This is a genomic window from Actinomadura rugatobispora (genome assembly GCF_042656285.1).
Lineage (GTDB): Bacteria > Actinomycetota > Actinomycetes > Streptosporangiales > Streptosporangiaceae > Spirillospora > Spirillospora rugatobispora.
The window spans coordinates 53,487-78,865 of the sequence record NZ_JBHSON010000052.1 but is presented as its reverse complement, the minus strand read 5'-3'; the positions used below and the strand labels follow the sequence as shown (position 1 = coordinate 78,865).

Annotated in this window: 26 protein-coding genes and 1 pseudogene; 14 read left to right on the top strand and 13 right to left on the bottom strand. The window is 71.6% G+C overall.

All coding sequences use genetic code 11. The features are described 5' to 3' along the window. The 8 genes and pseudogenes from ACFPZN_RS32325 to ACFPZN_RS32290 form a co-directional block, all read left to right on the top strand. A pseudogene (locus ACFPZN_RS32325) lies at positions 1-243 on the top strand (nucleotide sugar dehydrogenase); the annotation flags it as partial. Positions 244-294: 51 nt separating this feature from the next. Continuing rightward, the gene (locus tag ACFPZN_RS32320; protein WP_378286072.1) at positions 295-1,899 is read left to right on the top strand and encodes an alpha-amylase family glycosyl hydrolase; all 1,605 of its coding nucleotides are present in this window, start codon (positions 295-297) and stop codon (positions 1,897-1,899) included. A gap of 88 nt (positions 1,900-1,987) precedes the next feature. Continuing rightward, positions 1,988-2,866 carry a helix-turn-helix domain-containing protein gene (locus tag ACFPZN_RS32315; RefSeq protein WP_378286071.1) on the top strand — a complete coding sequence of 293 codons (879 nt, stop codon included), beginning with the start codon at positions 1,988-1,990 and terminating at the stop codon, positions 2,864-2,866. A gap of 43 nt (positions 2,867-2,909) precedes the next feature. Next, complete coding sequence (locus ACFPZN_RS32310) at positions 2,910-3,680, top strand: DUF6879 family protein (RefSeq protein ID WP_378286070.1); 771 nt, start codon at positions 2,910-2,912, stop codon at positions 3,678-3,680. A 173-nt stretch (positions 3,681-3,853) separates the two neighbouring features. After that, positions 3,854-4,996, top strand: a complete 1,143-nt coding sequence (locus tag ACFPZN_RS32305) for an NAD(P)-dependent oxidoreductase (protein WP_378286069.1) — start codon at positions 3,854-3,856, stop codon at positions 4,994-4,996. Beyond that, complete coding sequence (locus tag ACFPZN_RS32300; protein ID WP_378286068.1) at positions 4,993-5,541, top strand: NUDIX hydrolase; 549 nt, start codon at positions 4,993-4,995, stop codon at positions 5,539-5,541. The genes ACFPZN_RS32305 and ACFPZN_RS32300 overlap by 4 nt, the downstream gene beginning before the upstream one ends. Positions 5,542-5,733: 192 nt before the next feature. Further along, complete coding sequence (locus ACFPZN_RS32295) at positions 5,734-6,663, top strand: ABC transporter ATP-binding protein (RefSeq protein ID WP_378286067.1); 930 nt, start codon at positions 5,734-5,736, stop codon at positions 6,661-6,663. Continuing rightward, a complete protein-coding gene (locus ACFPZN_RS32290; RefSeq protein ID WP_378286066.1) occupies positions 6,660-7,451 on the top strand; it encodes a hypothetical protein in 792 nt (263 codons plus the stop codon). Before ACFPZN_RS32295 ends, ACFPZN_RS32290 begins: the two co-directional genes overlap by 4 nt. A 57-nt stretch (positions 7,452-7,508) precedes the next feature. Here ACFPZN_RS32290 and ACFPZN_RS32285 read toward each other — a convergent pair whose 3' ends face one another. The 5 genes from ACFPZN_RS32285 to ACFPZN_RS32265 form a co-directional block, all read right to left on the bottom strand. Further along, a complete protein-coding gene (locus ACFPZN_RS32285) occupies positions 7,509-7,796 on the bottom strand; it encodes a hypothetical protein (RefSeq protein WP_378286065.1) in 288 nt (95 codons plus the stop codon). 276 nt (positions 7,797-8,072) lie between these two features. Next, positions 8,073-8,315 (bottom strand): hypothetical protein, encoded by a 243-nt coding sequence (locus ACFPZN_RS32280; RefSeq protein ID WP_378286064.1) that lies wholly within the window; start codon positions 8,313-8,315, stop codon positions 8,073-8,075. 303 nt (positions 8,316-8,618) lie between these two features. Beyond that, positions 8,619-10,118, bottom strand: a complete 1,500-nt coding sequence (locus tag ACFPZN_RS32275) for a hypothetical protein (protein ID WP_378286063.1) — start codon at positions 10,116-10,118, stop codon at positions 8,619-8,621. A 52-nt stretch (positions 10,119-10,170) separates the two neighbouring features. Further along, the gene (locus ACFPZN_RS32270) at positions 10,171-10,362 is read right to left on the bottom strand and encodes a DUF397 domain-containing protein (protein ID WP_378286062.1); all 192 of its coding nucleotides are present in this window, start codon (positions 10,360-10,362) and stop codon (positions 10,171-10,173) included. Continuing rightward, positions 10,359-11,186, bottom strand: a complete 828-nt coding sequence (locus ACFPZN_RS32265) for a helix-turn-helix domain-containing protein (protein WP_378286061.1) — start codon at positions 11,184-11,186, stop codon at positions 10,359-10,361. The genes ACFPZN_RS32270 and ACFPZN_RS32265 overlap by 4 nt, the downstream gene beginning before the upstream one ends. Positions 11,187-11,305: 119 nt before the next feature. On the opposite strand from ACFPZN_RS32265, the gene ACFPZN_RS32260 reads away from it, so the two are divergent. Beyond that, positions 11,306-11,743 (top strand): ATP-binding protein, encoded by a 438-nt coding sequence (locus ACFPZN_RS32260; RefSeq protein WP_378286060.1) that lies wholly within the window; start codon positions 11,306-11,308, stop codon positions 11,741-11,743. Between the two features lie 2 nt (positions 11,744-11,745). Here ACFPZN_RS32260 and ACFPZN_RS32255 read toward each other — a convergent pair whose 3' ends face one another. Beyond that, entirely contained in the window at positions 11,746-12,504 is a 759-nt protein-coding gene (locus ACFPZN_RS32255) for a DeoR/GlpR family DNA-binding transcription regulator (RefSeq protein ID WP_378286059.1), read from the bottom strand. A gap of 55 nt (positions 12,505-12,559) precedes the next feature. Here ACFPZN_RS32255 and ACFPZN_RS32250 point away from each other — a divergent pair, with 55 nt between their 5' ends. The 4 genes from ACFPZN_RS32250 (at position 12,560) to ACFPZN_RS32235 (ending at position 15,282) form a co-directional block, all read left to right on the top strand. Continuing rightward, complete coding sequence (locus ACFPZN_RS32250) at positions 12,560-13,156, top strand: HAD family hydrolase (RefSeq protein ID WP_378286058.1); 597 nt, start codon at positions 12,560-12,562, stop codon at positions 13,154-13,156. Positions 13,157-13,238: 82 nt separating this feature from the next. Continuing rightward, the gene (locus ACFPZN_RS32245; RefSeq protein WP_378286057.1) at positions 13,239-14,021 is read left to right on the top strand and encodes an aspartate dehydrogenase domain-containing protein; all 783 of its coding nucleotides are present in this window, start codon (positions 13,239-13,241) and stop codon (positions 14,019-14,021) included. Next, positions 14,018-14,788, top strand: a complete 771-nt coding sequence (locus ACFPZN_RS32240; RefSeq protein ID WP_378286056.1) for an alpha/beta fold hydrolase — start codon at positions 14,018-14,020, stop codon at positions 14,786-14,788. Before ACFPZN_RS32245 ends, ACFPZN_RS32240 begins: the two co-directional genes overlap by 4 nt. Then, the gene (locus ACFPZN_RS32235) at positions 14,785-15,282 is read left to right on the top strand and encodes a cupin domain-containing protein (RefSeq protein WP_378286055.1); all 498 of its coding nucleotides are present in this window, start codon (positions 14,785-14,787) and stop codon (positions 15,280-15,282) included. The genes ACFPZN_RS32240 and ACFPZN_RS32235 overlap by 4 nt, the downstream gene beginning before the upstream one ends. A 58-nt stretch (positions 15,283-15,340) precedes the next feature. Here the strand turns inward: ACFPZN_RS32235 and ACFPZN_RS32230 are convergent, their stop codons facing one another. From ACFPZN_RS32230 to ACFPZN_RS32210, 5 genes are all read right to left on the bottom strand, one after another. Next, positions 15,341-18,850 carry a protein kinase domain-containing protein gene (locus ACFPZN_RS32230; RefSeq protein WP_378286054.1) on the bottom strand — a complete coding sequence of 1,170 codons (3,510 nt, stop codon included), beginning with the start codon at positions 18,848-18,850 and terminating at the stop codon, positions 15,341-15,343. A 102-nt stretch (positions 18,851-18,952) separates the two neighbouring features. Further along, positions 18,953-20,101 carry an alcohol dehydrogenase catalytic domain-containing protein gene (locus ACFPZN_RS32225; RefSeq protein WP_378286052.1) on the bottom strand — a complete coding sequence of 383 codons (1,149 nt, stop codon included), beginning with the start codon at positions 20,099-20,101 and terminating at the stop codon, positions 18,953-18,955. Further along, positions 20,098-20,961 carry an ABC transporter permease gene (locus ACFPZN_RS32220; protein ID WP_378286051.1) on the bottom strand — a complete coding sequence of 288 codons (864 nt, stop codon included), beginning with the start codon at positions 20,959-20,961 and terminating at the stop codon, positions 20,098-20,100. The genes ACFPZN_RS32225 and ACFPZN_RS32220 overlap by 4 nt, the downstream gene beginning before the upstream one ends. Next, on the bottom strand, positions 20,958-21,752 hold the full coding sequence (locus tag ACFPZN_RS32215) for an ABC transporter ATP-binding protein (RefSeq protein WP_378286050.1): 795 nt from the start codon (positions 21,750-21,752) through the stop codon (positions 20,958-20,960). The genes ACFPZN_RS32220 and ACFPZN_RS32215 overlap by 4 nt, the downstream gene beginning before the upstream one ends. Positions 21,753-21,754: 2 nt before the next feature. Next, positions 21,755-22,843 carry an ABC transporter substrate-binding protein gene (locus tag ACFPZN_RS32210; RefSeq protein WP_378286049.1) on the bottom strand — a complete coding sequence of 363 codons (1,089 nt, stop codon included), beginning with the start codon at positions 22,841-22,843 and terminating at the stop codon, positions 21,755-21,757. Between the two features lie 155 nt (positions 22,844-22,998). Here ACFPZN_RS32210 and ACFPZN_RS32205 point away from each other — a divergent pair, with 155 nt between their 5' ends. Beyond that, positions 22,999-23,550 (top strand): MarR family winged helix-turn-helix transcriptional regulator, encoded by a 552-nt coding sequence (locus ACFPZN_RS32205; protein WP_378286048.1) that lies wholly within the window; start codon positions 22,999-23,001, stop codon positions 23,548-23,550. A 35-nt stretch (positions 23,551-23,585) separates the two neighbouring features. On the opposite strand, the gene ACFPZN_RS32200 is transcribed toward ACFPZN_RS32205, so the two are convergent. Both ACFPZN_RS32200 and ACFPZN_RS32195 read right to left on the bottom strand, forming a co-directional pair. Next, positions 23,586-24,320 carry a cache domain-containing protein gene (locus tag ACFPZN_RS32200; protein WP_378286047.1) on the bottom strand — a complete coding sequence of 245 codons (735 nt, stop codon included), beginning with the start codon at positions 24,318-24,320 and terminating at the stop codon, positions 23,586-23,588. A 5-nt stretch (positions 24,321-24,325) separates the two neighbouring features. After that, entirely contained in the window at positions 24,326-25,084 is a 759-nt protein-coding gene (locus ACFPZN_RS32195) for a FadR/GntR family transcriptional regulator (protein WP_378286046.1), read from the bottom strand. Between the last annotated feature and the right edge of the window lie 295 nt (positions 25,085-25,379).

Genomic DNA, 25,379 nt, shown 5'->3' with positions numbered 1-25,379 from the left:
ACCCGCCTGGGCGCCCACCTCACCTACCACGACCCCTACGTCACCACCTGGCACGTCGACGACACCCCCATCCCCACCGCAGGCACCGACCTGCCCGCCGCACTCGAAGCCGCCGACCTGGTCCTGCTCCTCACCGGCCACGCCGACTACGACCCGGAGACGCTCGCCGCGCACGCCACGCTCCTCTTCGACGCCCGGGGCCACACCCGCGCCGCCGTCCGCCCCACCATCGAGACACTGTGAGAACGTCGGGGATGACGACCCGCTGAGCGAGTAGGAAGGCTCCCGCCGCCCATGCCGACGCCCCGCACCGGCCCGTCCTGGCTGGCCGACGCCGTCCTGTACCAGATCTATCCGCAGAGCTTCGCCGACTCCGATGGTGACGGGATCGGCGACTTCAACGGCGTCATCGAACGGCTCGACCATCTGTCCTGGCTCGGCGTGAACACGATCTGGCTCAACCCGTGCTTCGTGTCGCCGTTCCGCGACGCCGGGTACGACGTGTCCGACTACTTCCGCGTCGCTCCCCGCTACGGCACCGGCGACGACCTGGCGCGCCTGGTCGAGGCTGCCCGCGGCCACGGCATCAGGGTGCTGCTCGATCTGGTGGCGGGGCACACCTCCGACGAGCACCCGTGGTTCCGGGCGTCCGCGGACGACCCGTCCGACCACCGCTACATCTGGGCGGCCGCCGACGGCTCCCACCCGCCCGGTTTCGTCCCCTCACCCGGGACGCGGCCCGGCGCGTACCTGCCGAACTTCTTCGAATCCCAGCCCGCGCTCAACTTCGGCTACGCCCGCACCGACCCGGACCAGCCGTGGCGGCAGCCGGTCGACGCCGACGGCCCGCGCGCCAACCGCGCCGCCCTCCGCGACATCATGGACCACTGGCTGGGGCTGGGCCTGTCCGGTTTCCGGGTCGACATGGCCTCGTCCCTGGTCAAGGACGACCCCGGCATGCGCGAGACGACCCGGCTGTGGACGGAGCTGCGGGCCTGGCTCGACCGCGCCCACCCCGACGCTGCGCTGCTCGCGGAGTGGGGCGACCCGGCGGTGTCGGTCCCGGCGGGCTTCCACGCCGACTTCTTCCTCCAGTTCGGCGGCCCCACCGACGGCCTGCCCATGCGGTCGCTGTGGAACAACCACGAGGGCACCGTGCTCGACCACTGGGACCCGGCCGACTGCTTCTTCGACGCGGGCGGCAACGGCTCCCCGCGCCCGTTCGTCGAGGCATGGCGGCACGCCACCGCGGCGATCGGCGGCGCGGGGCACATCTCGCTGCCCACGTCCAACCACGACTTCGCGCGGCTGGCCTGCGGCGCCCGCACCCCGGAGCAACTGCCCGCCGCGTTCGCGCTCCAGCTCACCTGGCCGACGCTGCCCGCCATCTACTACGGCGACGAGATCGGCATGCGCTACATCCCCGGGCTGCCCGACACCGAGGGCAGCGTGCTCGGGCCGCGCTACAACCGCGCGGGCTCCCGGACGCCCATGCAGTGGGACGGCGGCCCGAACGCCGGCTTCTCCACCGCGCCCGCCGACCGGCTCTACCTGCCCGTCGACCCGGACCCGTCCCGTCCCACCGTCGCTGGCCAGCGCGCCGATCCCGGGTCGCTGCTGCATCTGGTGCGGCGCCTGATCGCGCTGCGCGCCTCGTCCCCGGAACTGCGCGGCGAGGGCGCGACCGAGATCCTGCACGACGGCTTCCCGTTCACTTACGTGCGTGGCGGCCGCTTCCTCGTCGTCGTCAACCCGCGCCGCGAGCCCGCCTCGACCCCCGCCCCACCCGGCCTCGCCGCCGCGCGCGCCGTCGAAGGCTCCGGTGTCACGCTCACCGCGGACTCGATCACCTCGGACGGCTTCGCGTACGGGATCTACGAGCTGCCCCGGCCGGCCTGAGGGAGAACGAATGATCACCCTTGACGGGTTGACCAAACGGTACGGCGAGACGGCCGAGCCCGGTGCCTGGCGGGGCATGATTTCCTTGATGAGCTCGTCCCCGTCCTCCTCGGCCCAAGCGGCCCGCGTTCGTCTGGGGGCCAGGCTGCGGGAGCTGCGCGCCGGCACCGGGCTGACCGGCCGCGCGTTCGCGGCGCGTGCGGGCTGGCGGTCGGCGGCGAACGTCACGAAGATCGAGAAAGGGCAGTACGCGATCACGGCCGACACGGTGCGGCTGTGGTGCCGGGTCACCGGCGCGTCGCTGGAGCTGACGGCTGAACTGCTCGCCGAGCAGGCGAACGTGGCGGACGCCTGGGCGACGCACATGGAGTTGAACCGGGGCGGCCTGAAGGCCCGGCAGGAGCGGCTGCGCGGCATCTACTGGCAGGTGGCGGTGCAGCGCGTCTACCAGACGCGTGTAGTCCCCGGCCTGCTGCAAACAGCGGACATGATCTCCTTCTTGCTCGACCGGGTGCGGATCGACCAGCACATCGAGATCGACGACGTCGCTGAAGCCGTTGCCGCGCGCCTCGCCCGTCAGGAGTGCCTGAAGCGCCCGGACGCCCGGTGGCTGTTCATCCTGGAGGAGGACGTCCTGTGGTATCGGCCGGGGCCGCTGGAGACCCACCAGGGCCAGTTGTCGCACCTGCTGGAGGTGATGCGGCGCCCCACGGTGTTCCTCGGCATCATCCCCCGTGGCATCGACAGGCGCGGCGTCATCACCGGCGAGTCGTTCACGATGGACGACGCGAGCCTCGTTTCGGTCGAGCTGACCTCGGGGCACCTGAACATCACCGCCCCGCCGGAGGTGCGCCTCTACCTGGAGATGTGGGCACGCTTGGAGTCCATCGCCGTCTACGGGAACCAGGCACGGGCTTTGATCCTCGATGCGCTCAGGGCGGTTGACGCCCTGGACGACGGCGGGTGAAAGTCTCGGAGAATGGTTCGTTGTCCGCCCTCAGGAGTTGAGGATGACCGACCCCCGCTTCGTCCGCCTCGATTTCGCCGGAGGCGACGACAAGTCCGACCGAGAGCACTGCCCGGCGGTGTTCGTCGATCCGTTGACTGGAGACTTCCTGTTCCAGGGCCGCGTGATCACCGACCCGGCCGTGCTGGAAATGCTCGGCGAGCACGCCGTACTCGCCTCCGACGAGAGCGTCGTATGGCTCCCGGCCCGTATGCGTCAGGTCATCCTCGACGCGCTCACCGAGTACGAGCAGGGCAGACAGGGGCACGGCTCCCCGGACTTCGAACAGATGCTGGCGGGTGCCCGCCGGTCGGCGATCCACCTGGAGCTGCGCGACTTCTACGGCCCAAGCGAGGACTTCAACGCTTGGCAGGCCGGAGGCCCGACACGGGTTTCGGACGACGGCGGCCGATGGGACCGGCTGATCGGAGGAGCGGTATCGCGGGGCGTCACGGTACGCCGGGTTCGGATCATCTCCCGCCCGCCATCGGCGTACTCGCGATGGCTGCACCTGGTGACTGACGAGAACATCGCGGCCGGGGAGGACGTCCGCTGGCTGTGGCGGCCGGACGCGCTGGGCCTGCTCCTGCCGCACAGCGACCTGTGGATGTTCGATCAGCGGCTCGTCGCGTTCAACCACAACGACGGTGAGGGCAAGCACGTGCCCGGCTACACCTACGTGACCGACCCGCGCGAAATCCCTCCGATCGTCGCGGCCGTCGAGATGGCGTGGGAGCGTGCGACGCCGCACGAGAAGTTCGACATCGACGACTGAGCACCGGCTACCAACCCTTACCAACTTTCTGGCCTTCGAGGGCCGCGGCGAGCCAGTGTCAGGGGACACGACCACCAGCCCTCCGGAGGCTCCCTTGCCGTCCTTCGACCGGCCCCGAGAGTCCGACACCAAGACCATCACCGACCCGCACCGGGCCGGAAGGTGGGGGCGTCATGATTGTGCTTGAGGACTTCGAGGTGTCGCGGGTGGACGCCTTCTTCAAGAAGGTCACCACCCACATCCCGCCGTCGGGCGACATGATGGCGATGGTCATCACGCACTTGTTGCCGGAGCGGCCCGCGTTCCTGCGAGCGGTCGCCAGGACGGCCGGCATCGCGGCGGTGCTGCCCAAGCCCAAATCGATCGACGCCGGGGCGCTGCGGGAGATCTCCGGGCTGATGCCGGTGGAGGAACTGGACCGGGCCGCGTTCACCGACCCCGGCCATGCCCTCAGCGTGCTGGAGGGCCGGGCTGCGAGGCGCGACGTGGTCTTGCTGGACGTCGGCGGGTACTTCGCGCCCACCTTGGTGCACCTGTGCTCGCGGTTCTCGGGACGGATCGCGGGGGTGGTGGAGGACACCGAGAACGGCCACCAGCGGTACGCGGCCCTGGGCAAGGTGCCGTGCCCGGTGTTCAGCGTCGCCCGCTCCCCGCTCAAGGACCCCGAGGACTACCTGGTCGGGCAGTCGGTGACCTTCTCCGCGGAGGCCCTGATCCGCTCCCGTGGGGACATCCTCCAGGGCCGCCCCGCCACCGTGATCGGGTACGGCAAGCTCGGCCGGTCGGTCGCGGCGATGCTGCACGCCAAACACGTCGCCGTCACCGTCTACGACTCCGACCCCGTCCGGCGCACCCAGGCACTCAGCCAGGGCTACCGAACCGCGCCCAGCCTCGCCCAAGCGCTGGCCAGGGCCGGACTGATCGTGTGCGCCACGGGGAACCTGGCGCTCAAGGAGGACGACTTCGCGATTGTCGCCAACGGCGCTTACATCGCGAGCGTCACCAGCTCCGACGACGAGCTGGAGCTGGACGCCCTCGACGGTCTGTACGCGCGGACCCCGGCCGGGGACCACATCACCCGGTACGCCCGAACCGGCCACTACTTCTACGTGCTGGCCGACGGGAACGCGGTCAACTTCCTGCACGGCGCGTGTGTGGGTGCTTTCATCTTCCTCGTCCAGGCCGAGATCCTGGCTGCCCTGGCAACTCTGGCATCCGCCGACCACCACGAGCCGGGCCTGCACGAGATCACCGCGTCCGACCGTTCGTTCATCGCGGCCACCTGGCTGCGCTACTTCGATGGAGCCACTTCTTGAGCATCACCGTCGACGAGACCCGCGCCACCGTCTCCCGCTACCTCGACCGGTACCCCGACGAGGCCGAACACCTGGCGCCCCTCATCCGAGCGCTGGAGCGCGGGGCCGATCCCACCTCGCGCAAGACGTTCGACGGCGGCCACATCACCGCCGGCGCGGTCGTCATCGACGACACCAACCGGCTGCTGCTCATCCACCACAAGGCCCTCAACCGGTGGCTGCTGCCCGGTGGTCATCTGGAGGCCGACGACAACGGGCTGATGCTCGCCGCCCTCCGGGAACTGGAGGAGGAGACCGGGATCTCCTGGCACGGCGCGGTCTCCCCGCCCGGACATGACGTCACCCCTGTGGACATCGACGTCCACCTGATCCCCGCCAACCCTGCGAAGGACGAGCCCGAGCACTGGCACGCCGACTTCCGCTGGGCGTTCTGGGTACAGGAGCCCAAGGTGGTCCTCCAAGCCGAAGAGGCCGAGGGCTACGCCTGGTGCGCCTTCTCCAACGCCCCCACCCCGAAGCTCGCGGCCAAGCTCCCCAGCCTCTGACCGGCCCGCCTCGCTGCACGGGGATGTGCTCGGTCTCCAGGGCGTCTGGCGTCGGTCGGCCGGACGGCTTCGCGTACGGGATCTACGAGCTGCCGACCTGACGAAAGTCGGGGGCGCCCGGCGACGATCGCCCACTGCCCCCGCACCCCGTCCGTCCCTACCTTGCGGGGAGACGACAGACGGGGAGAACGAATGATCACCCTCGACGGGTTGACCAAACGGTACGGCGAGACGGCCGCCGTCCAGGGGCTGACCCTGACCATAGAACCCGGCCTGGTCACCGGCTTCCTCGGCCCCAACGGCGCCGGGAAGTCCACGACCATGCGGATGATCCTCGGCCTGGACCGGCCCACCTCGGGCACCGCCCTGGTCAACGGGCGCCACTACGCCGAGTTCTCGCACCCGCTCCGCGAGGTCGGCGCGCTGCTGGACGCCCGCGCGCTGCACCCGGGCCGGTCCGCCCGCGCCCACCTGCTCGCGACCGCGCGCAGCAACGGCATCCCCGCCGCCCGTGTGGAGGAGGTCCTGGCGACGGTCGGGCTCTCCGGCGTCGCGCGCAAGAGGGCGGGCGCGTACTCGCTCGGCATGAGCCAGCGGCTCGGCATCGCCGCGGCGCTGCTTGGCGACCCGGGCGTGCTGATGTTCGACGAGCCGGTGAACGGTCTGGACCCCGACGGCGTCCGCTGGGTGCGCGAGCTGATGCGGTCGCTGGCCGCCGAGGGCCGCACGGTGTTCGTCTCCAGCCATCTGATGAGCGAGATGGAGCTGACCGCCGACCGGCTGGTCGTCATCGGCAAGGGCAGGCTGCTCGCGGACGCGCCGGTCGCCGACATCATCGCCGCCAGCTCCCGGCACCGCGTGAAGGTCCGCAGCCCGCACGAGGACGGCCTGCGCGAACTGGCCGCCCGGCTGCACGCGCAGGGCGCGTCCGCCGAGGAGACCGCTCCCGGCGAGCTGCTGGTCTCGGGCGTGCGCGTCGAACCGGTCGGCGAGCTGGCGCACCGCCTGGGCGTCCCGCTGTACGAGCTCAGCCCGCAGGACGCCACCCTTGAGCAGGCGTACATGGAACTCACCGCCGACAGCGTCGAGTACGGCGCGCCGCACCCGGAGGCCGTCCGATGACCGCCGTCACGACCCGGCACGGCGGCGGCGGGTTCCCCGGCGCCGTCGCCGCCGAGTGGACCAAGACGTGGACCGTCCGCAGCACCTGGTGGAGCCTGTTCGGTGCCGCCGCGCTGATGGGACTGGGCGCCCTCCAGTTCTCCATCTTCGCCACCAACGCCAACACCAACGACGACCCCGCCGACGACCGGGGCATGGTGGCGGTCGGGTCCGTCGCCGTGCAGGCGGTCGACGTCGTCCAGTTCGCGATCATCGGGCTGGCGATGCTGCTCATCACCGCCGAGTACTCCGGCGGCGCGATCCGCACCACCCTCCAGCAGGTGCCGCGGCGCGGCGTGATGCTGCTGTCCAAGACGGTCGTCGCGGCCGTCGTCGGGGGAGCGGCGGGGCTCCTGCTGGCCGCCCTCGGTTCAGCCGTGGCCGCGCCGCTGCTGGGACGGTGGGCGGACCTCGACGCGGCCGGGTGGATCGGCGATGTCCTCGCCGCGGGCTGCTACCTGGCGCTCATCAGCGTGGTCGCCCTGGGGGCCGGGACGGTGCTGCGCAGCGCCGCCGGCACCCTCATCGTGATCTTCCTGGTCGTCGTGCTGCTGCCCGCGCTGCTCCAGGCCAGCGACATCGCCGCGGTGGAGCGGATCGCGCACTACCTGCCGGGCACCGCCGGGGCGGCGTTCATGCGCGGCGAGTCGGAGGAGTACCCGCCTCTGGCGGGCCTGGTGGTCGTCGCGGCCTGGGCCGCCGCCGCGGTCGCCGCCGGGTACGCGACCCTGCGCCGCCGGGACGCCTGAAAAGCGGGAGAGGCAGGAGACCTCGCGGTCTCCTGCCTCTCCACCGTGCTACGGCCGTCAGCGCTTCTTGCCGTGCTGCTTGCCGTGGTGGTGGTGCTGCTGCTCGTTCTTGATCTTGATGTCGTTGGCCTCGTCGTCGTCCTTGACGACCGCCTCGGTCCCACCGCACTCCTGGCGGTCCTTGACGACGGCCAGAATCGGGACGTTGCAGATCAGGTTGAGCTCCAGGACCTTCTCCTGGTTGATCTCGGTCTCGTCGTCGTTCGCCAGGGCGGGCGCCGCCGAGAGGAGGACCCCGCCCAGGGCGGCGGTCACGACACCGGCCGCGGCCAGTCGCTTCATCATTCGAGTCTCCTAGCCTCTGTGGAGAGTGCTTCGGGTGCCTACTGTGATGTAGTGCACGGCTATTAATAACACGCCACCGCGTATTTCATGCGGGCTGGAGCGGCCAAAATTCGGACTTTGACCAGATCATTGCCGACCTCTGCCGGTGCTTGATCATCGGCGCTTTCACGCCGTTGTGCGACCCGCTTCCCGGGGCGGCGTTCCGCTTTTCCGTCGGACATAGAGAAAGGCAAGGAGCCGGATGGCCCCCTGCCTTTCTGGTCAAGCGCGCAGGGTCTAGCGACCCTTGATCTCGATCTCGTTGGCCTCGTCGTGGTCGTGGACGGCGGCCTCGGAACCGCCGCACTCCTGGCCCTTCGCGATGGCGAGGATCGGGATGTTGCAGGCGATGTTGAGCTCCAGGACCTTCTCCTGGTTGATCTCGGCCTCGTCGTCGTTCGCCAGGGCGGGAACCGCCGACATCAGGACGCCGCCCAGGGCGGCGGTCACGACACCGGCTGCAGCCAGACGCTTCATCATATGAGCCTCCTAAGCTCATCCGCGGAGAGTTCTCTTCGCACCTACGTGAAGCAGTGCAAGGCTATGAATAGCACGCGGCGTCGGGGTTCATGCAGGTCGGGAGTGGTCAACTTGCCAGGCTTGATCGGAATATTGCCATGCATTGATCACCGCTCGGCTGATCAGCCACCGCCAAAGCCTCAGGAGTGGTCGTGCCGGATCTTCGCGCCATTTGCCGCGCGACCCGCCGAGACCCCCAGATGAAACACCCGGAATGCCCCCGATCCGCCCATCGCACATTCCCCCAAAACGCGCGTGGCGGATTCAGCCCCGCAGCCGCCGGACCATCGCCCGCATGACCCCGCCGGGCAGCGACGGGTTCCCCGCCGCGTACTCGGCGGTGCCGGCGTCTCCCAGCAGCCCGACCAGGACCCGCACGGGCAGCCGCGGGTTCCGGGCGGCCGCCCTCCGCACGGACTCGTGCGGGTCATCGAGAAGCCGCACCGCCGACGCGGGCGCCAGCCGCGGATCCACGGCGACCCGCGACCGGACCTCCGCCTCGGGATCGCCGCCGAGCCGCTCCACCAGTTCGGCCGTCGAGTCGAGGTCGTCCAGGGCGAGAACACGCATCCGCGGGTCCGGATCGTCGGCGAACCGGAGGAGTCCGCGGCGGGGGAAGTTCGGATGCCCGCGGGGCCGGTCGGGATGGCTGAGGCTCCCGGTCCACCACCGGTACACCTCCAGGAGCATGTCCGCGGGCGCGTCGTCGCAGGACTCGGCGAGGAAGAGACGCACCACACGGTCATCGTCCCGGGCGAGCCGCTCGACGACGTCCGGCGGAAGGCGCCTGGTGCGGGCCACGCTCCTGCGCACCAGCGGATGCGATGAGGCCGCCAGCCTGCGCATGGCGTCGGCGTCCTCCTGCAGCGCAACGACCCAGCCCAAATCGTGGGAGTGGAGGTCCGGGTCGAAGTCGATGCGGACGCCCGCACGCTGGGCCTCGGTGAGGTCCGGGCGCGTGGACACCTCCATCCGGACGGAGGCGTCCGGGTCCTCGGCGAGGAGGGCGAGCACGTCCGGGTGCAGGTGCGGGTTCCACGCGAGCGCGCGCCGCCGGGCCGGGTCGAGCCCATGAGCCAGATGCTCGGCGAGTTCGCGTTCGAGACGGCAGTTCCGCACCGCGTCTTCCCGGAGCCCCTCGGACTCGAAGACGGCCCGGGACAGCGGCTCGACCTCGTGGTGGCGCAGGAGCGCGGCGGCACGGACCTTGCCGTCGGGGTCGTTGACCAACTTCTGCCGTGCGGGCGCGTCCAGGTGCGGCCAGGCGGGTCCGCACGCCGCGGCCCGTACCGCCGCGTCCGGGTCCGCGGCCAGGGCGGTCAGCAGGTGCGCGGGCACATCAGGGAAGCAGGCGGCCTCCACACGAACCTGCGCGGATGGATCGGCGGCGAGCTTCTCGTAGGTGGTCGGGGCGAGCCGTGCGCCCCGAGCCGTCGCGGCGAGCGCGAGGTCCGCACGCCGCGAGGCGTCGCTCTCGCTCAGCACCAGGCGGGTCCACTGCTCGGAGGTCATGCCGGGCTGGGCTTCGGCGAGCAGCGCGCGCACCTTCCACTCCGGATGGTCGACGGCGGCGTCCACGACCGAGGCGGGCAGCCGTCGCCACAAGAAGGAGAACGTGTACCCGAGCAGACCCTTCAGGACGTCATCCGGAGCGGCGCGATTGCTTGCCAGCCCGTCCGCCCACGCTGCCAGCAGCCGTTCGGTGGGCACCGCAGTCTGGATCACCAGTGCGGCCCACGCGAGTTCCCGCTGCGATACAGACATCGGCTTGTTCCCGACTAGGCCCTTGGGGCGACTGGGGGATTGCCGTGTCCGATCAGGAGCTACGCGGCGCGCTCTTGATGGTGTGGAGGAGGGTGGCGAAGGTCTGGTGGTCGAGGTGGAGGATGGGGCCGGTGGCGTTCTTGCTGTCGCGCACGCCGATGGCGTCGGTCAGGCGGGCCAGCTCAACGCACTCGTCGGTCCCGCCCGCGCCGCCGCTGTGGCTGCTCTTGCGCCAGATCGTCATGTCTCCTCGATCCTTCTTGCCAGGAGTTCGCGTGATTGTTCCTCGTTCAACACGCGTGCAGCGAGATGGTCGAATCGTACCGCTGCGGTGGCTGCCTCGGCCTGATCGTCGATCAAGCGACCCACATTGAGAGTCGTTCCGGCGAACGCGGCGACCTGCCGACCTGGGAGGTCGAAGAACCAGAAGGATCCATCGACACCGATGTTCGGTGTTGCTGTTGCTGGGAGCACGCGCAGAGAAACGTGCTGGAGTTCGCTGAGCTTGATCAGGTGCTCGTACTGGGCTCGCATCACCTCTGATGGGGCCATCTGCCGTAGGGCGAGTTCGTCGAGGACGGCCCAGACGAGTGGTGGTTTCGGGCGGCGTTCGAGGATGGCCTCCTGGTGGTCCATCCGCCGCTGGACGGCGCCGTCGAGATCGTCCACTGCTCCGGCGGCCTGGCCTGCGGCGAGGAGGCTGCGGGCGTACCCCTCGATCTGGAAGGGGAGGGGGACGACGTTGTTCTGGAAGATCTTGTGCTGCTCGGCCTCGCGCTGGTTGCGTTCGACCTTCTTGCCCCACTCGGGGTCGTAGACGGCCTTGGCGAAGCGGCGGAGGCGGGCGAAGAGGCCGCCGGTGTCCCAGGCGCGGTCCAGGCGGACGGCCTGGACGAGGGTCATCCGGTTGCGACCGGCTTCGTAATTTGAAACGGCGTGCTTGTTCACGCCCATGATGTCGCCGGTGGCCGTCTGGGACAGGCCGCGCTTCTGGCGCTCGTGGCGCAGTTGGAAGGACAGCGCGTGCCAGAGGGACTCGTCGGGGTCGAGTGCTTCTGCTGCGGTCATCGCTCTCTCCTGGGGGGTTCAAGTTTCGGATTGAATCTTCCCTGTCACTCACGGTGAGGTCATTGTTACACCAGGACAAGCGATCGGGACGTGCAAATCCGAGGAGAGCGAGCACGGTCATGAGTGAAGAGGCGGCGCGGGCCGTGGGCGATGAACGTGAGGGCGGTGGTCTCGTGGGCGACTGGACGGTGATCGGCTCGATCACGCTCGCGGCCGTCGCGGAGAGCGTGGGGGAGGCCCGGCATTTCGCCGTCGGCATCCTGGGGGACGGCGAGCGGGCCGGCACGGCCGAGCTGCTGATCTCCGAGGCGTGCACCAACAGCATCGTCCACTCCGAGTCCCGGTTCGGGGGCAAGTTCACGCTGACGCTGATGGGCGCCGGGGACATCCTGCGCTGCGAGGTCGTGGACGAGGGCGGGCCCACCGTCCCGACCCGGCGGGAGGAGGAGGAACTGCGCGACAACGGCTACGGCGTGATGCTGATCGAGACGCTGGCCGGCCGTTCCGGGCACTACATCGAGTCCGGGCACCTGCACACGTGGTTCGAGCTCGACTGAGCTCAGACGAGATGCACCTGGACCCCGGCGTCGCGGAGGCGGGCGACGGCCGCCGCGGGGGCGGTCCGGTCGGTGATGACCGCGTCGAGGGTGGTGACGGGGCACACGACCCCCAGGCCGGTGCGGCCGAACTTGGCCCCGTCGCACACGGCGATGACGCGGTTGGCCGCCGCGATCGCGGCCCGCTTGACCGGCACCTCGTCGAGGTCGTGCGCGGTCAGCCCGTGCTCGGCCGACAGCCCGCACACGCCGAGCACGGCGGTGTCGACGCGCAGTGAGGCCAGCGACGCCTCGGTGAGCGGCCCGGTGAACGCCAGCGCCCCGGGCGTGGTGCGCCCGCCGGGCACCAGCAGCCGGATCTCGGGGGCGGCGCTCAGCGCGCCGGCCGAGTGCAGGTCGAGCGGGACGACGGTGAGGCGCCGTCCGGCGACCGCGCGGGCGATGGTGAGCGTGGTGGTGCCGCAGTCCAGGACGACGGCCTCGCCGTCGGCGAGCAGCCCGTCCACCTCGGCCGCGATCCTCCGCTTGGTGTCGGGGGCCTCGTGCTCGCGGACGGCGAACGGCATGGCCTCGCCGCGCAGCAGCAGGCTCACCGCGCCGCCCCGGACCCGGCGCAGGACGCCCCGGTCGGCGAGCTGGTCGAGGTCGCGGCGGATGGTCATCTCCGAGGCGCCGGTGGCGGCGGCCAGGTCGGCGACGGTGACGTGCTCGGTGGTGCGCAGCCGTTCGATGAGCGCGAGCACCCGTTCCGAACTCTCCATGTGTTGGATCAAACAGATTTCTTGTGAGAAAGTCAAGGAAACCTGGGAGGTCGCCATGGAGTGGATCGTGTTCGACTACGCGGGCGTCATCAGCCACGCGCCGCCCGAGGAGGCCGGGGCGCTGCTGCCGCCCGCCGCGGGCGTCGGGCCGGAGCGGTTCTGGCCGGTGTACTGGGCGCACCGGGAGCCGTACGACCTGGGCGCGGTGACCGCGGCCGAGTTCTGGGACTCGGTGCTGGGGCGCCTGGGCGTGCCCGCGAGATCCGATCTCGTCGAGCTGCTGGTGACCCTGGACGTCCGCACCTGGACGCACATCAACGGGGACACCGTCGCCGTGCTCACGGAACTGGCCGAGGAGGGCGCGCGGCTGGCGCTCCTCTCGAACGCGCCGGTCGAGCTCGCCCGCATGGTGGACGGGCTGCCGCTGGCGGACCTGTTCCGGCACCGCCTCTTCAGCGCCGACCTGCGGCTCGCGAAACCGGATCCGGAGGTCTTCCGGAGCCTGGTCGCCCGGCTCGGCGCGGAGCCGGGCGACCTGCTGTTCGTGGACGACCGCGCGGAGAACGTCCGGGCTGCCGAGGTGCTGGGGATCCGGTCGGTGCTGTTCACCGGCGCCGCGCCGCTGCGCGCCGACCTGGCGCGCCTGCGCTGAGGGCCCCGTCTTGCGAAGCCGGAGGGAGGTGGATATTTTTATTCCAAGTATTTTCGTTCCAAGATATAGGCGGTGAGCGCGGGTGCGGGTCGGTGTGCTCGGGCACGGGGCGATCGGGGCGCGGGTCGCCGGGGTGCTGCGCACGGGCGGGGTCCGGGGCGCCGAACTGGCCGGGGTGCTCCGGCGCGGCGACGGCGCCGTCCCCGAACGGGTCCGGACCCTGGACGAGCTGGTCGCCGCCTCCGACGTGATCGTCGAGGCCGCCGGCCGGGACGCGCTGCGCGAGCACGGCCCGGCGGTCCTCGACGCGGGCCGCGACCTGATCGCCGTCTCCGTCGGCGCGCTGGCCGACCAGGGGCTGTTCCGCAGGCTCGACGCCGCGCCCGGCCGCCTCCTGGTGTGCCCGGGCGCGCTGGGCGGCCTCGACGTCGTCCGGGCCGCCGCGCTCGCCGGGCCGCTGCGCGAGGTGCGCCTCACCTCGTCCAAAGAGCCGTCCTCCCTCATCCAGCCCTGGATGGACGAGCGGCAGGCGCGCCGCCTCCGCGACCTCAAACCCGGGGACGAACCCGTCGTCCTGCACGACGGACCGGCGCGCGAAGCCGCCGAACGCTTCCCCAAGAACGCCAACGTCGCCGCCGCGCTCGCGCTCGCCGCCGGTGACTGGGAGATCGTCCGGGTCCGGCTCGTCGCCGCCCCCGGCTGCACGCTCACCAGGCATGTCGTGGAGTTCGCCGGGCCGGTGGGCCAGTACCGGTTCGAGCTGGCCAACCTGCCCGACCCCGGCAACCCCGCCACCAGCGGCCTGGTGCCCTACGCCGTGCTGCGCACGCTCGGCGACCTGCGCGCCTCATGGCGGGTCGCGTGATCCGCGACGCGGGCGCGGGCGCGCCCCTGCTCTGCCTGCACGGGATCGGCTCCAGCGGCGCCGCGTTCGACGCGATCACACCGCTGCTGGTGGACCGGCTCCGCGTGATCGCCTGGGACGCCCCCGGCTACGCCTCCGCCGACGACCCCGCCGGACCGCCCGGCATGGACGGCTACGCCGACGCCGCCGTCGCCGTCCTCGACGCCCTCGGCCTCGACCGGGCCCACGTCCTCGGCGTCTCCTGGGGCGGGGTGATCGCGACGCGGATCGCGCTGCGCCACCCCGACCGGCTGGACGCGCTGATCCTCGCCGACTCCACCCGGGGCTCGGGGGCCGCACCCGAGAAGGCCGCGGCGATGCGCGCCCGCGGCGACGAACTCGACCGCCTCGGCCCGGGGCCGTTCGCCCGCGGGCGCGCGGCCCGCCTGCTGTCGCCGGCCGCCTCGGACCGCGAGGTCGCGCAGGTGGCGGAGGCGATGGCGGCGGCGATCCGGATGCCCGGGTACGGGTACGCGGCCGCGTCGATGGCCGCCACCGACCACGGCCCCCGCCTCGGCGAGGTCAAGGCCCGCACGCTCGTCCTCGTGGGCGAGCACGACGCCGTCTGCCCGCCCGCCGAGAGCCGCGTCATCGCCGCAGGCATCCCGGGCGCCCTCTATGCCGAGGTCCCCGGCGCGGGCCACCTCTCCAACCAGGAGCGGCCCGAGGCGTTCGCCCGGTCCGTCCGCGACTTCCTCGTACCGTCAACCATAAGGAGCATGCCATGACCGACCTCGACGCCCTGATCGACGCGTCCATCGCGAGCAGGGACAGCCGCCTCGAGGACTGGGACACCCTGGGCTTCCAGGCCAAGGCCGGGGACGAGTTCCGGCGCGCGCAGATCCGCTACATCGGGTCGGGCGCCACCGGGCACCACGACGGCGACAAGCGGATCCTGCCGTCGGAGCACTTCACCTTCTCCAACATGCGCCTGCCCGCCGGGGCGATCGGCCCCGAGCACACCCACCATGACGTCGAAGAGGTGTTCTTCGTGCTGGAGGGCGAGCTGGAGGTGACCGTGCACGACGTCGAGGACGGCACCAGGACGGCGTCCCGCGTGCTGGGCTACCGCGACCTGATCCGCGTCCCGGCCGGAGTGCCCCGCAGCCTGCGCAACATCGGCGACTCCGACGCCCTGTTCTGCGTGGTCATCGGCGCCCAGAAGCCGCAGCTCCCCACCTACCCGCCCACCTCCCCCATGCACGGCATCACCCGCGACTGACGAACCGGGGGACGGGCACCCGGCCGGGCGCCCGTCCCTGGACAGCCGCCCTCCGCGGTCACGGCTGTGCGGGGGCTGGTTCCAGGTCCCAGTCGATCTCCCACAGCCTCAGTTCCCGGAACTCGTTCGCGGCGAGGAGGAAGCGGCCGTCGGCGCTGGGCTCGAGGGTGCTGATCGGCATCCGGAAACCTTCGATGACCCGGATGCACTCACCGGTCGCGATGTCCCAGATCTGGATGGTGCGCTCGCTCCGGTCCGTCGAGAAGACGAAGCGGCCGTCGGGGCTGAAGCGCGCCAGGGTGATGGTCCCGTGGGCGCTGGTGTCGAACACGCGCGTGCCGTGTCCGGTTTCCAGGTCCCAGACACGGATCGTTCCGTCCTGGGACGCGGAGAGGGCCAGCCGCCCGTCGTCGCTCAAGCGGACGCTCCTGATGCGTTCGCCGTGTCCCTCCAAGTCGCGCACAAGGGTGCCCGACGCCGTGTCCCAGAGGCGTACCGCGCCGTCGTGGGCGCCGGACAGGACGGTTCGGCCGTCCGCGCTCAGGTGGCCCGTGGGCAGCAGCCCACCGTCCCAAAGATCGGGTTCGCCCTTCTCGGTGACGGCGGTGAAGTCGCGCAAACGCCGGCCGGTGCTCAGATCCCAGACGGTGATGGAGCCGGTGGCGCGTGTCGCCGCCGCCAGGCGCGCGTCCGCATCCATGCTCAGGGACGTCCTGTGGTGGCTCTCCGCCGTGTCGAGCGCCCGGACGCGGCTGAGCGTCGCCACATCCCAGAGCGTTATGCCGACGTTGTTACCGGTCAGGACGAGCGTGCCATGGGCGTTCGACGCCATCCAGGCGATCGAGTGCTCGCCGGCGCGGGCGCGGTTGAGATGCCGGCCCGTTTCCAGGTCCCAGTGCTGGGAATCGTCCGAGCCCATGGTGAGAAGCGTGTCGCCGCGGCCCAGCAGGCAGACGCCGAACCTGTGGGCGTGCAGATCCTGCGGCGGCTTGTGGGGCCACACGTGCTTGATCGCGGTGCGGGTCGAGGACCGTGTCAGGGAGCGCCACAGCCGCAGCACTTCCGGTGCCCGTTCGTACCCCGGCACCTGCCGGGCCTGGGCGAGCAGGTCCAGGGCGGCCTGGTGACGGCCCTGGGCGGCGGCCCTGGTCGCCTCCCCGACCAATCTCTCCACCCGGGAGGCCAGGCGCGCCAGCTCGGCGTGCGGCCGCGGACGGCAGAGCCGGTAGGCGCAGGTATGGGGGGCCTTGGACACCGACCACACCTTCGCCGGCATGACCTGGACGCCCGACCCGGGGACCCTGCTCTGGAGCGCGACGATGCGTCCGTCGCCGCTCAGCGCCCCGCGCGGGTTCCAACCGATCCCCTTCACCGTCCGCACGCACCGGCCGGTGGGCACATGCCACAACCGCACGGGGTCCCCGGGCGTGCCGCCCACCACCAGAGCGGTTTCGCCATCGCCGCTCAGACTGATCGACGCCGCCTCGCTGGACAGCTCGATGAGCGTACGCGGCGGCCCGCCCGTCGCCAGATCCCAGGCGAGGACCGCCTTTCGGGAGACCGCCAGAACGATCGTGCCGTCACCGCTCAGGCACAGTCTGGTCACGCCCCCGAAGATGCTCCGCGTGCCCCGGCGGGTCCGGAGGCAGCGTCCGGTCTCCAGATCCCAGATCTTGATCTCGCCGTGGTCAGAGCCGCAGGCCGCGATACGGCCATCGGCGTTCAACGCGACCGAGACCACCTCCCCCTCCTTGCCGTTCTCCTGGGGGCCCGCCTTGAGGACATGGAGGCGGCGGCCTGAGGATGTCTCCCAGACCTGGGCGCCGTGGCTTTTCTGGGCGGCGGTGATCGCCAGGCGCCCGTCACCGCTGATGGCCGACGACCGGAGCCTGTTGGCGAGGCGATCGGCGTGAAGGACGAAGCGCTCACACGGGTGGTTCAGCGTCCTCAGGTGCTGTCCGGACACGACGTCCCACACGTGCACGTCGGTGTATCCGGTGGAGAACAGAGCCCGGTCGCCGGCGTCGTCCAGGCTCATCATCATGGAGTCGCCATGGTGCATCAGGTGCCGGAAGCCGGTGGTGTCGAGTGGGTGCAGCAGGCTGCCGGCGGCCACGTCCCACAGCCCGATCCCGTGCCAGCCCCAGCACAGCGCCCGGGTTCCGTCGGCGTTCAGCGCGACCTGGGCCGCGTAGAACCACTCGCCCGGCGTTGCGCTCAGATCGCGGCCGCCGCTCGTCGGGCCCGACACGTAACGATCCCGCCGCGGCCTGCGCAGCAACCTGCTGCGCCGATCGACGACCACGCCGTGCTCCTCGGCCGGGCCGGCGAGGTCGAGCGTGTCCTGGATCCGGCTGTCGCCCGGCGAATGCGCGGCGGCTTCTTGGAGGAGCGACCGGGCCGATGCCGCGTCGTCGCGTTCCAGATGCACCAGGGCCAGCAGCCGCCGAGCCTCCACCGGGTCCTTCGCGGCCGCGGCCGCCGCCTCCAGATCCGCGACCAGCTCGTCGTCCCGCATGGCGCCGTCCCGCCAGCGCAGCAGTCCGAAGTTGTAGGTCGCCTCCAGGTGATGGGGGTCCAGGGCCAGCGTGTCCTGGAAGACCGACGCGGCCTCGTCCTTCCTTCCGAGGTCCAGCAGGGAGAGCGCGTGGTTGTTCAGCTCGTCCGCCCGGGGTTGTGCCGCGGTCGGCTCCGGACGCCGGTACCCGCCGCCGGTCTCACGCTCGTACGCGCGGACGAGCAGCGCGGCGACCTCGGCCATGCTCGCCGGACGTTCCGCGGCATCGGGGCGCAGGCAGTGCGCGAGGATCTCGGCGACCGAGGACGGAATGGTCAGCCGCCTGGCGGCGGATCCGGTCAGTGCCTCACCCGCCGCCGCTCCCACGAGCCAGGTGATCTCCCCGGTGAACATCTCCAGCAGGCTGACGGCGAAGCTCCACACATCGCTGCGCCGGCCGATGGCATCCCCGGCCGCCTGCTCGGGCGAGGCGTAAGCGGGCGTCATCCCGCACACCGTCACCGGCACGCTCGCGCCGCCGGCGGCGGCCGCGGTACCAGCGGCCGGGCTCCGGATCCTGGCGAGCCCGAAATCGGTGATCTTGGCCGTGCCGTCGGCTTCCAGCAGGACGTTGGCCGGTTTCACGTCCTGGTGAACCAGTCCCTGAGCATGGGCGTGCTCGAGACCCCAGGCCATCTGGATCGCCACGTCCAGGACGCGGGCGAGGGCATCGCCCTCATAAAGGCGGCCGTCCTCGATCCAGCGGCGGAGGCTGCCCCCGTTCACGTACTCGGCGAACACACGCGGCATCTCATCGATCGTGCGGACGTAGTGGCAGGCGCACACATGCGGGTGCATGCCCAACCCCACCCACGTCTCGGCCTCGCGGACGAAGTTCTTCCTGGCCTCCTCGCTCCCGAACAGCTCCGGGCGCGGGCTCTTCACAGCGAGATCGATGTCCCAGCCCAGATGGCGGACGCGGTGCACCACGCCCATCCCGCCTCGCCCCTGCACACCCCGCACCTCGTACAGGTCCAGGATCCGATCGCCTTCACGCCATTCGGCCCGCACGGATTCCACTCCCCAGCGAGAGAGCCGCCACGCAACTCACGTAGACCACTACTCAACGTGAGACTCGCCGGGACCTTCATCGGTTCGGGGCGCCCCACGGTATTAGGGGATGAGGACGAACTTCCTGCCCGCTCCGGCGGCGAACTGGGCGTAGGCGTCGGCGGCCTCCGCCAGGGGGACCCTGGTAGCACGCACGATGTCAGCGATCGCCAGGCCGTCGTCGTGCAGGACGGCCGCGGCCAGTTCCTCCTGGTAGCGGCGCACCGGAGTGGCGCCGGACGAGACCGTGATGGCCCTGGACCAGATGCCGCCCAGCCACACGCCCAGCTCCGGGCGCTCGCCCGGGGCGCCCGCCGGATACACGCCGGGAATGGAGATCGCGCCGCCGTGCCGCACGACGCCGATCACGTCGTTGAGCGCGGCGGCCCGAACACCGGAAGCCCCGACGCAGTCGATGCCCGCGTCCACGAACGGCTTTCCGGTGATCTCGGCGACCAGGTCCGGCAGTTCGCCCGACGACAGGTCGGCGGGGGCGAAGCCCGCGGAGCGGGCGTGGGCGAGGCGTTCGGCGTTGAAGTCGCCCACGATCACCGTCGCGGCGCCCAGCAGCCGGCACGCCGCCGCGCACGCCAGCCCCACCGGCCCGGCGCCCGCGACGTAGACGGTCGTGCCGGGGCCGACGCGGGCGCCCAGAGCGGCGTGGTAGCCGGTCGGGAGGATGTCGCCGAGCAGCGCGACGTCCAGGAGCCGGTCCAGCGCCTGCTCGCGGTCGGGCAGGACGTGCAGGTTGAAGTCGGCGTACGGCACCAGCGCGAACTCGGCCTGGAGTCCGGCCCAGCCGCCGAAGCCCTCGCCCATCCCGTACGTGGCGCCCGGCCGGGACGGGTTGGTGCTCAGGCAGTGCCCGGTGAGCCCGGCGCGGCAGTTGCCGCACCGCCCGCACGCCACGTTGAACGGCACCGAGCACACGTCGCCCACCCGGATCCGCTCCACGTCCCGGCCCACCTCGGTGACCACACCGGTCAGTTCGTGCCCCAGGACCATGCCGGGCACCGCGCCGGGGCCGTGCAGGGTGTGCTGGTCGGAGCCGCACACGCAGGTCGCCAGCGTCCGGACGATCACGCCGTGGTCGCAGCGCCGCGGCAGCACGCCGGGGCCCGGCCGCACCTCCAGGGCGGGCATCGGAGCCTCGCCCACCTCGGCGCGGCCGGACCCCGCGTACAGCACGGCCCGCTGGGAGCCGCCGGTCACAGCGACCCCGACGCCTCGAACTTGCGGCCGCTCTTCTTGCCCGGCACCAGCACCCGCTCCAGCACCTCCACCAGGAGGAACAGCACGAAGCCGATGACGGTCAGCCAGGCGATGGAGGCGAACACGGTGAGGCTGTCCATGTCGCCGCGCGCGGTGATCAGCAGCACGCCGAGGCCGGTGTCGGCGCCGACGAACTCGGCCACCACCGCGCCGACCACGGCCAGGGTGATGCCGACCTTGATGCCGGCGAAGATGCTGGGCAGCGCCCACGGCCAGCGGATCTTCCAGAACGCCTGCCAGCGGCTCGCGCCCATCGACCGCACCAGCATCAGGCTCTCGGGACGGGCGGCGCGGAAGCCGACCAGCGAGTCGATCACCACCGGGAAGAAGCAGATCAGCGCCACCATGAGGATCTTGGGCAGCTGGCCGAACCCGAACCAGATGATGAACAGCGGCGCGATCGCCACCTTCGGCACCACCTGCGCGATGATCAGCAGCGGGTAGACCGCCTTGCGGACCACGACGCTGTAGACCATGCCCACCGCGATCGGCAGCGCGACCGCGATGGCCAGCGCGAACCCGACGAAGATCGCCACGATGGTGGGGACCGACTGCTCGGCGAACACGCCGAAGTCGCCGAACATCTTGGCGACGACGTCGCCGGGCGCGGGCAGCACGTACTCCTCGACGCCGCCGAGCGACACCAGCCCCTGCCAGCCCGCGACGACCAGCACGACCAGCGCGGTCGGCAGCGCCCAGTCGGCGGCCTTCGACTCCAGGAACCCGCGCCTGGCGGCGGGCGGCGCGCCCGCGGCGGCGGCCGTCTTCCCCTTGGGGCCCTTGTGCACCGTGGTGCTCACTTGCGCTCCTCCGTCAGGACGCCGAGGGTCTCGAACACGCCGCGGATCTCGCCGACCAGGTCGGTGAACTCCTTGCCGCTCCGCGCGCTGAGGTGGCGCGGCCGCTCCAGCGGCACCCGGAACTCGGCGGCGATGCTGGCCGGGCGCGGGGAGAAGACCAGCACCCGGTCCGCCAGGAACACCGCCTCGTCGATGCTGTGGGTGACGAACACGACGGTCTTGCGCCGCTCCATCCACAGCCGCTGGAGGTCGATCTGGATCTGGTCGCGGGTCAGCGCGTCGAGGGCGCCGAACGGCTCGTCCATCACCAGGATCTCGGGGTCGTGCAGCAGCGAGCGGCACAGCGCGACGCGCTGCTGCATGCCGCCCGACAGCTCCTCGGGGTAGTGGTCCTCGAACCCGTTGAGGCCGACCTGGTCCAGCAGTTCGCGGGCGCGGGCGGCGGCCTCGTTCTTGGGGGTGCGGCGGATCTCCGACTGGAGCAGCACGTTCTGCAGCGCGGTCCGCCAGGGCAGCAGCTCCGCGCCCTGGAACACGATGCCCAGGTCGGTGTAGGGCTCCAGGACGGCCTCGCCCCGCACCCGCACCTCGCCGGAGGTGGGCTGGGTGAGCCCGGCCAGCGCCATGAGCAGGGTGCTCTTGCCGCAGCCGCTGGGCCCGACGATGGCGAGGAACTCGCCCCGCTCCAGCTGGAAGGACATCTCGTTCACCGCGGTGACGACGCCGCCCGCGGTGGCGAAGGACTTGGTGAACCCGTCGAACTCGACGAACGGTGTGGTGGCGGCGGGCATCGCTACTTCTTCCCGAGCCCGTCGGCGCAGCCGGCCAGGTGCGCGTTGCTGGCCACGTCGGCGGGGGACAGCTTGCCCTTCTCCACGCCGCCGTACTGCTCCATCACCTGGATGGTGCTCTTCCAGTCCGCCTCGGCCGTGCAGCCGAACGGCTGCCCCTTGGTGCGGTCGGTGGTCAGCAGCCCGGCCGAGGACTGCCACTGCTGCTTGACGACCTCCTTGGACAGGGTGCTCGTCGTGGCCACCTTGAAGAACGAGGCGACCGCGCCGTCGAGGTTCTGGTTGGTGGCCTGGACGGCCTCGGCGGTCGCGGCGAGGAACTTGCGGACGGCGTCCGGGTTCTCCTCGGCGAACTTGTCGGAGGTCACGATGCCGGAGCTGAGCACGTCCAGGCCGGCGTCGGCGTAGCCGAGCGCGACCAGGTCGCACTTGCACTTCTCCTTCATGTTCGGCTCGGTCACGTTGAGGAGGCCGAAGGTGAACTGCGCGGTGCCCTGGACGAACAGGCTGTCGCGGGTCGGCACGTCCACCTTGTTCAGCTTCACCGAGTCGGGGTCCAGGCCGGTGGCCTTGGCGAAGGCGGGGAAGACGGTCTCGGGCGCCGAGCCGGCGGTGAACCCGGCGGTCTTGCCGGCCAGGTCCTTGGCGGTGCGGATCCCGGAGTCCTTCTTGGCGAAGATCGCCAGCGGGGAGCGCTGGACCATCCCGGCCACCATCTGGACGGGCATGTTCTTGCCCGCCGCCTGCACGAGCGCGCCCGCGTCGGCGTAGCCGAGGTCGTCGGAGCCGTTGGCGACGGTCTGCAGCGTGGTGGCCGAGCCCTTGCCCGGGTTCAGCGTCACGTTCAGGCCGTGCTTCTCGTAGATGCCCTGGTCGACCCCGGCGACCAGGGGCAGGACGGCCCCGGTGTAGAAGACGTCGGTACGGACGTCCAGCTTGACCCGTCCGGAGGAGTCCTTGGTCTCGCCGGACCCTCCGCACGCGGTGAGCGCGAGGGCGGCGGCGGTGGCGACGGCGGCGCCCGCCAGGGAGCGGCTCCGCCGGCTCCGGCGCCGCGATCGCGTACGGAGCGTGGCAACAGGTGTGTGCATGGTGACCTCATCCAGGCGCTTTTACTTGGGGGGAAGTATCTGGGAGTTAAATTACTTGTGTCAAGGTATCTTAGAAGCGCGGCTTTTCCGCTAGGCTGCCCCCACCCCGGAGCCCACCCCGGAACCCCACCCCGGACAGATCCACGGACGGTGCCATGGACACGGTCGAGAAGGTCCTCGACGACTGGCGGCGCGAGCGCCCCGACCTCGACCCGTCGCCGATCGGCGTCTTCGGGCGCCTGCGCCGGGTCGCCGAGCTCTCCCGGCACGAGCTGGAGGGCTACCTCGCGCCCTACGGGCTGACCCCCAAGTCCTTCGACGTCCTGGCCAACCTGCGGCGCGGCGGGCCGCCGTACCGCAAGACCCCCTCGGAGCTGGCCGAGTCGTCCCTGCTGTCCAGCGGCGCCATGACCGGGCGGCTCGACAGCCTGGAGAAGGCCGGGCTGATCCGGCGCAGCCCGCACCCCGGCGACCGCCGGGTGATGTTCGCCGAGCTCACCCCGGCCGGGATCGAGCTGATCGACGAGGTGTTCGCGCTGCACCTGGCCAACGAGGAGACGCTGCTGGAGGGGCTCGACCGGGCCGCCCGCGAGGAGATCGCCGGGGCGCTGGCCCTGCTGGAGCGCACCATCCAGGACGCCGTCGCCAAGCGCGAGGCCGAGGCCGTCGCGGCGCGCGCGCCGCGCCCCCGCCGCCGCCCGCGCTGACCGTCCCCGCTGCCCGGTCCCGCTGCCCGGTCCCGCTAGGGGGTGAGCAGGTAGAGGCGGAGCTCGCCGCAGCGGCTCAGCGTGCCGCCGCCGCCCGGCACCTCCACCGGCGCCGCCGCGCGCTCGGCCGCCTCCATGTCGAGCCTGCGCAGCAGCGCGCCCGTCAGATGCCGGGCGGAACGGGAGATGATCACCCGCCCCTGCGAGTTGAGCAGGATCGCGCCCGGCGGCAGCAGCGGCAGCACGGTCTTCTCCACCCGCCGCAGGTAGAGGTCCGCGCCGGTGATCCCGAGGAACCCGCCGCCGTCCAGCACGGGCGTGGACATCGTCAGGATGTACTGGTCGGTGCCGTGGTAGTCGACGTACGGCCCGTGCACGTTCGGCCCGCCCGTGTCCCGCGGGACGGTGAACCAAGGCCGCCCGGTGTAGTCGTAGAAGCCGCGGCCGGCCGGATCGAGGTCCACGACCAGGCGCTCGGGATCGGGGCCGTCCCCGGCCTGCCACCACTCCAGCCACAGCGGCGCGTCCGCCAGCAGATCGGGCGCGGCGACGAAGCCGGTGCCGGTGACCAGCGGCGCGTGCTCGCCGAGGATCCCGAGGATCTCCAGCCGGAGCGGGGCCAGCTCCTCGTGCGCGGGACGCGCCCCGCGCGCGGCGGCGTCGTGGACGAGCCCGACCACGTGCGCGCTGAGCCGCTCCACGGACCGGAGCACGCCGTCGAACACCCGCCCGACATCCCGGGCGGCGGAGTGTGCGAGAGATTCGGTCACCGGGTTCACCCCAACGGTTCTACGAGACTCAGGTGGAGCTCCACAAGCCGTTCCAGCGACTCGTTCACGTGCCGCCGGGCGAGCCGGGCGGCCAGCTCGCCGTCCTCGGCGGCGATGGCCGCGACGATCTCGCGATGCTGCAGGTCGAGCCGCCGCCGGGTGTGGACGTCGGCGCCGGGCAGCCACAGCAGCGGCCCGATGTCGGTCTGCGTCCGGATCTCCTCGCGGGTGAGCCGGGCGGACTGGGCGGCCGCGGCCACCTCCACGTGGAAGCGGCCGTCGGTGTGGTGCTGCCGCTCGATCCCGGCGGCGCCCGCGAACGCCTCCGCGGCCTCGCCGAGCCGCTCCAGGTCGTCGGGGGAGGCCCGCTCGGCGGCCAGCAGCGCGGCCCCGGCGGCCAGCGTCGAGTAGTGGTCGCCGATGTCGCGCAGATCGGCCACGGTGAGGTCGCTCAGCCGGCGGCGCAGGCGCTCGGCGGTCTCCTCCTGCTTGGGGGCGCGCACGAAGCTGCCGCCTCCGCGCCCCCGCCGCGTCACGATCAGGCCCTGCTCGCGCAGCTCGCTCAGCGCCTCCCGGACCGTCACCGTCGCCACGCCCAGCCGGGCGGCCAGGTCCGGCTCGCTGGGCAGCTGCTCGCCGTCGGCCAGCAGCCCGAGGGAGATCGCGTCGGCCAGCCGGCGGGTGATCGTCTCGGCCCGGCCGCGGCTCTCCAGGGGCGCGAAGACGGCGAGCCGGGCGGTCGCGGCCGCGTCCGGTGCGGGCATCGTTCTCCCTTCCACGTTCTCGGGCGGTGGCATGCCGAAGAGATCTCGCCGGAGCCCTTGCCAGAAAATATCTGGCGCCATATCTTTTCGGCCAGAGGGTACCCGCGACTCTCGGCAGTGGCCTCGCCGACCGTCAGTTTCGCAGGCCGGGACCCGGACCACCGGGCCGCCCGGCCGGGACCGTCCACCGACACCGTCCGACCACCGAACACCGACCGTCCGCCGCCGCGCGACCGCTTGCGCGATGGGTTCCGCCCCCCTGTCGACAGGTGCCGGCGCACGGTGCGCGCACACC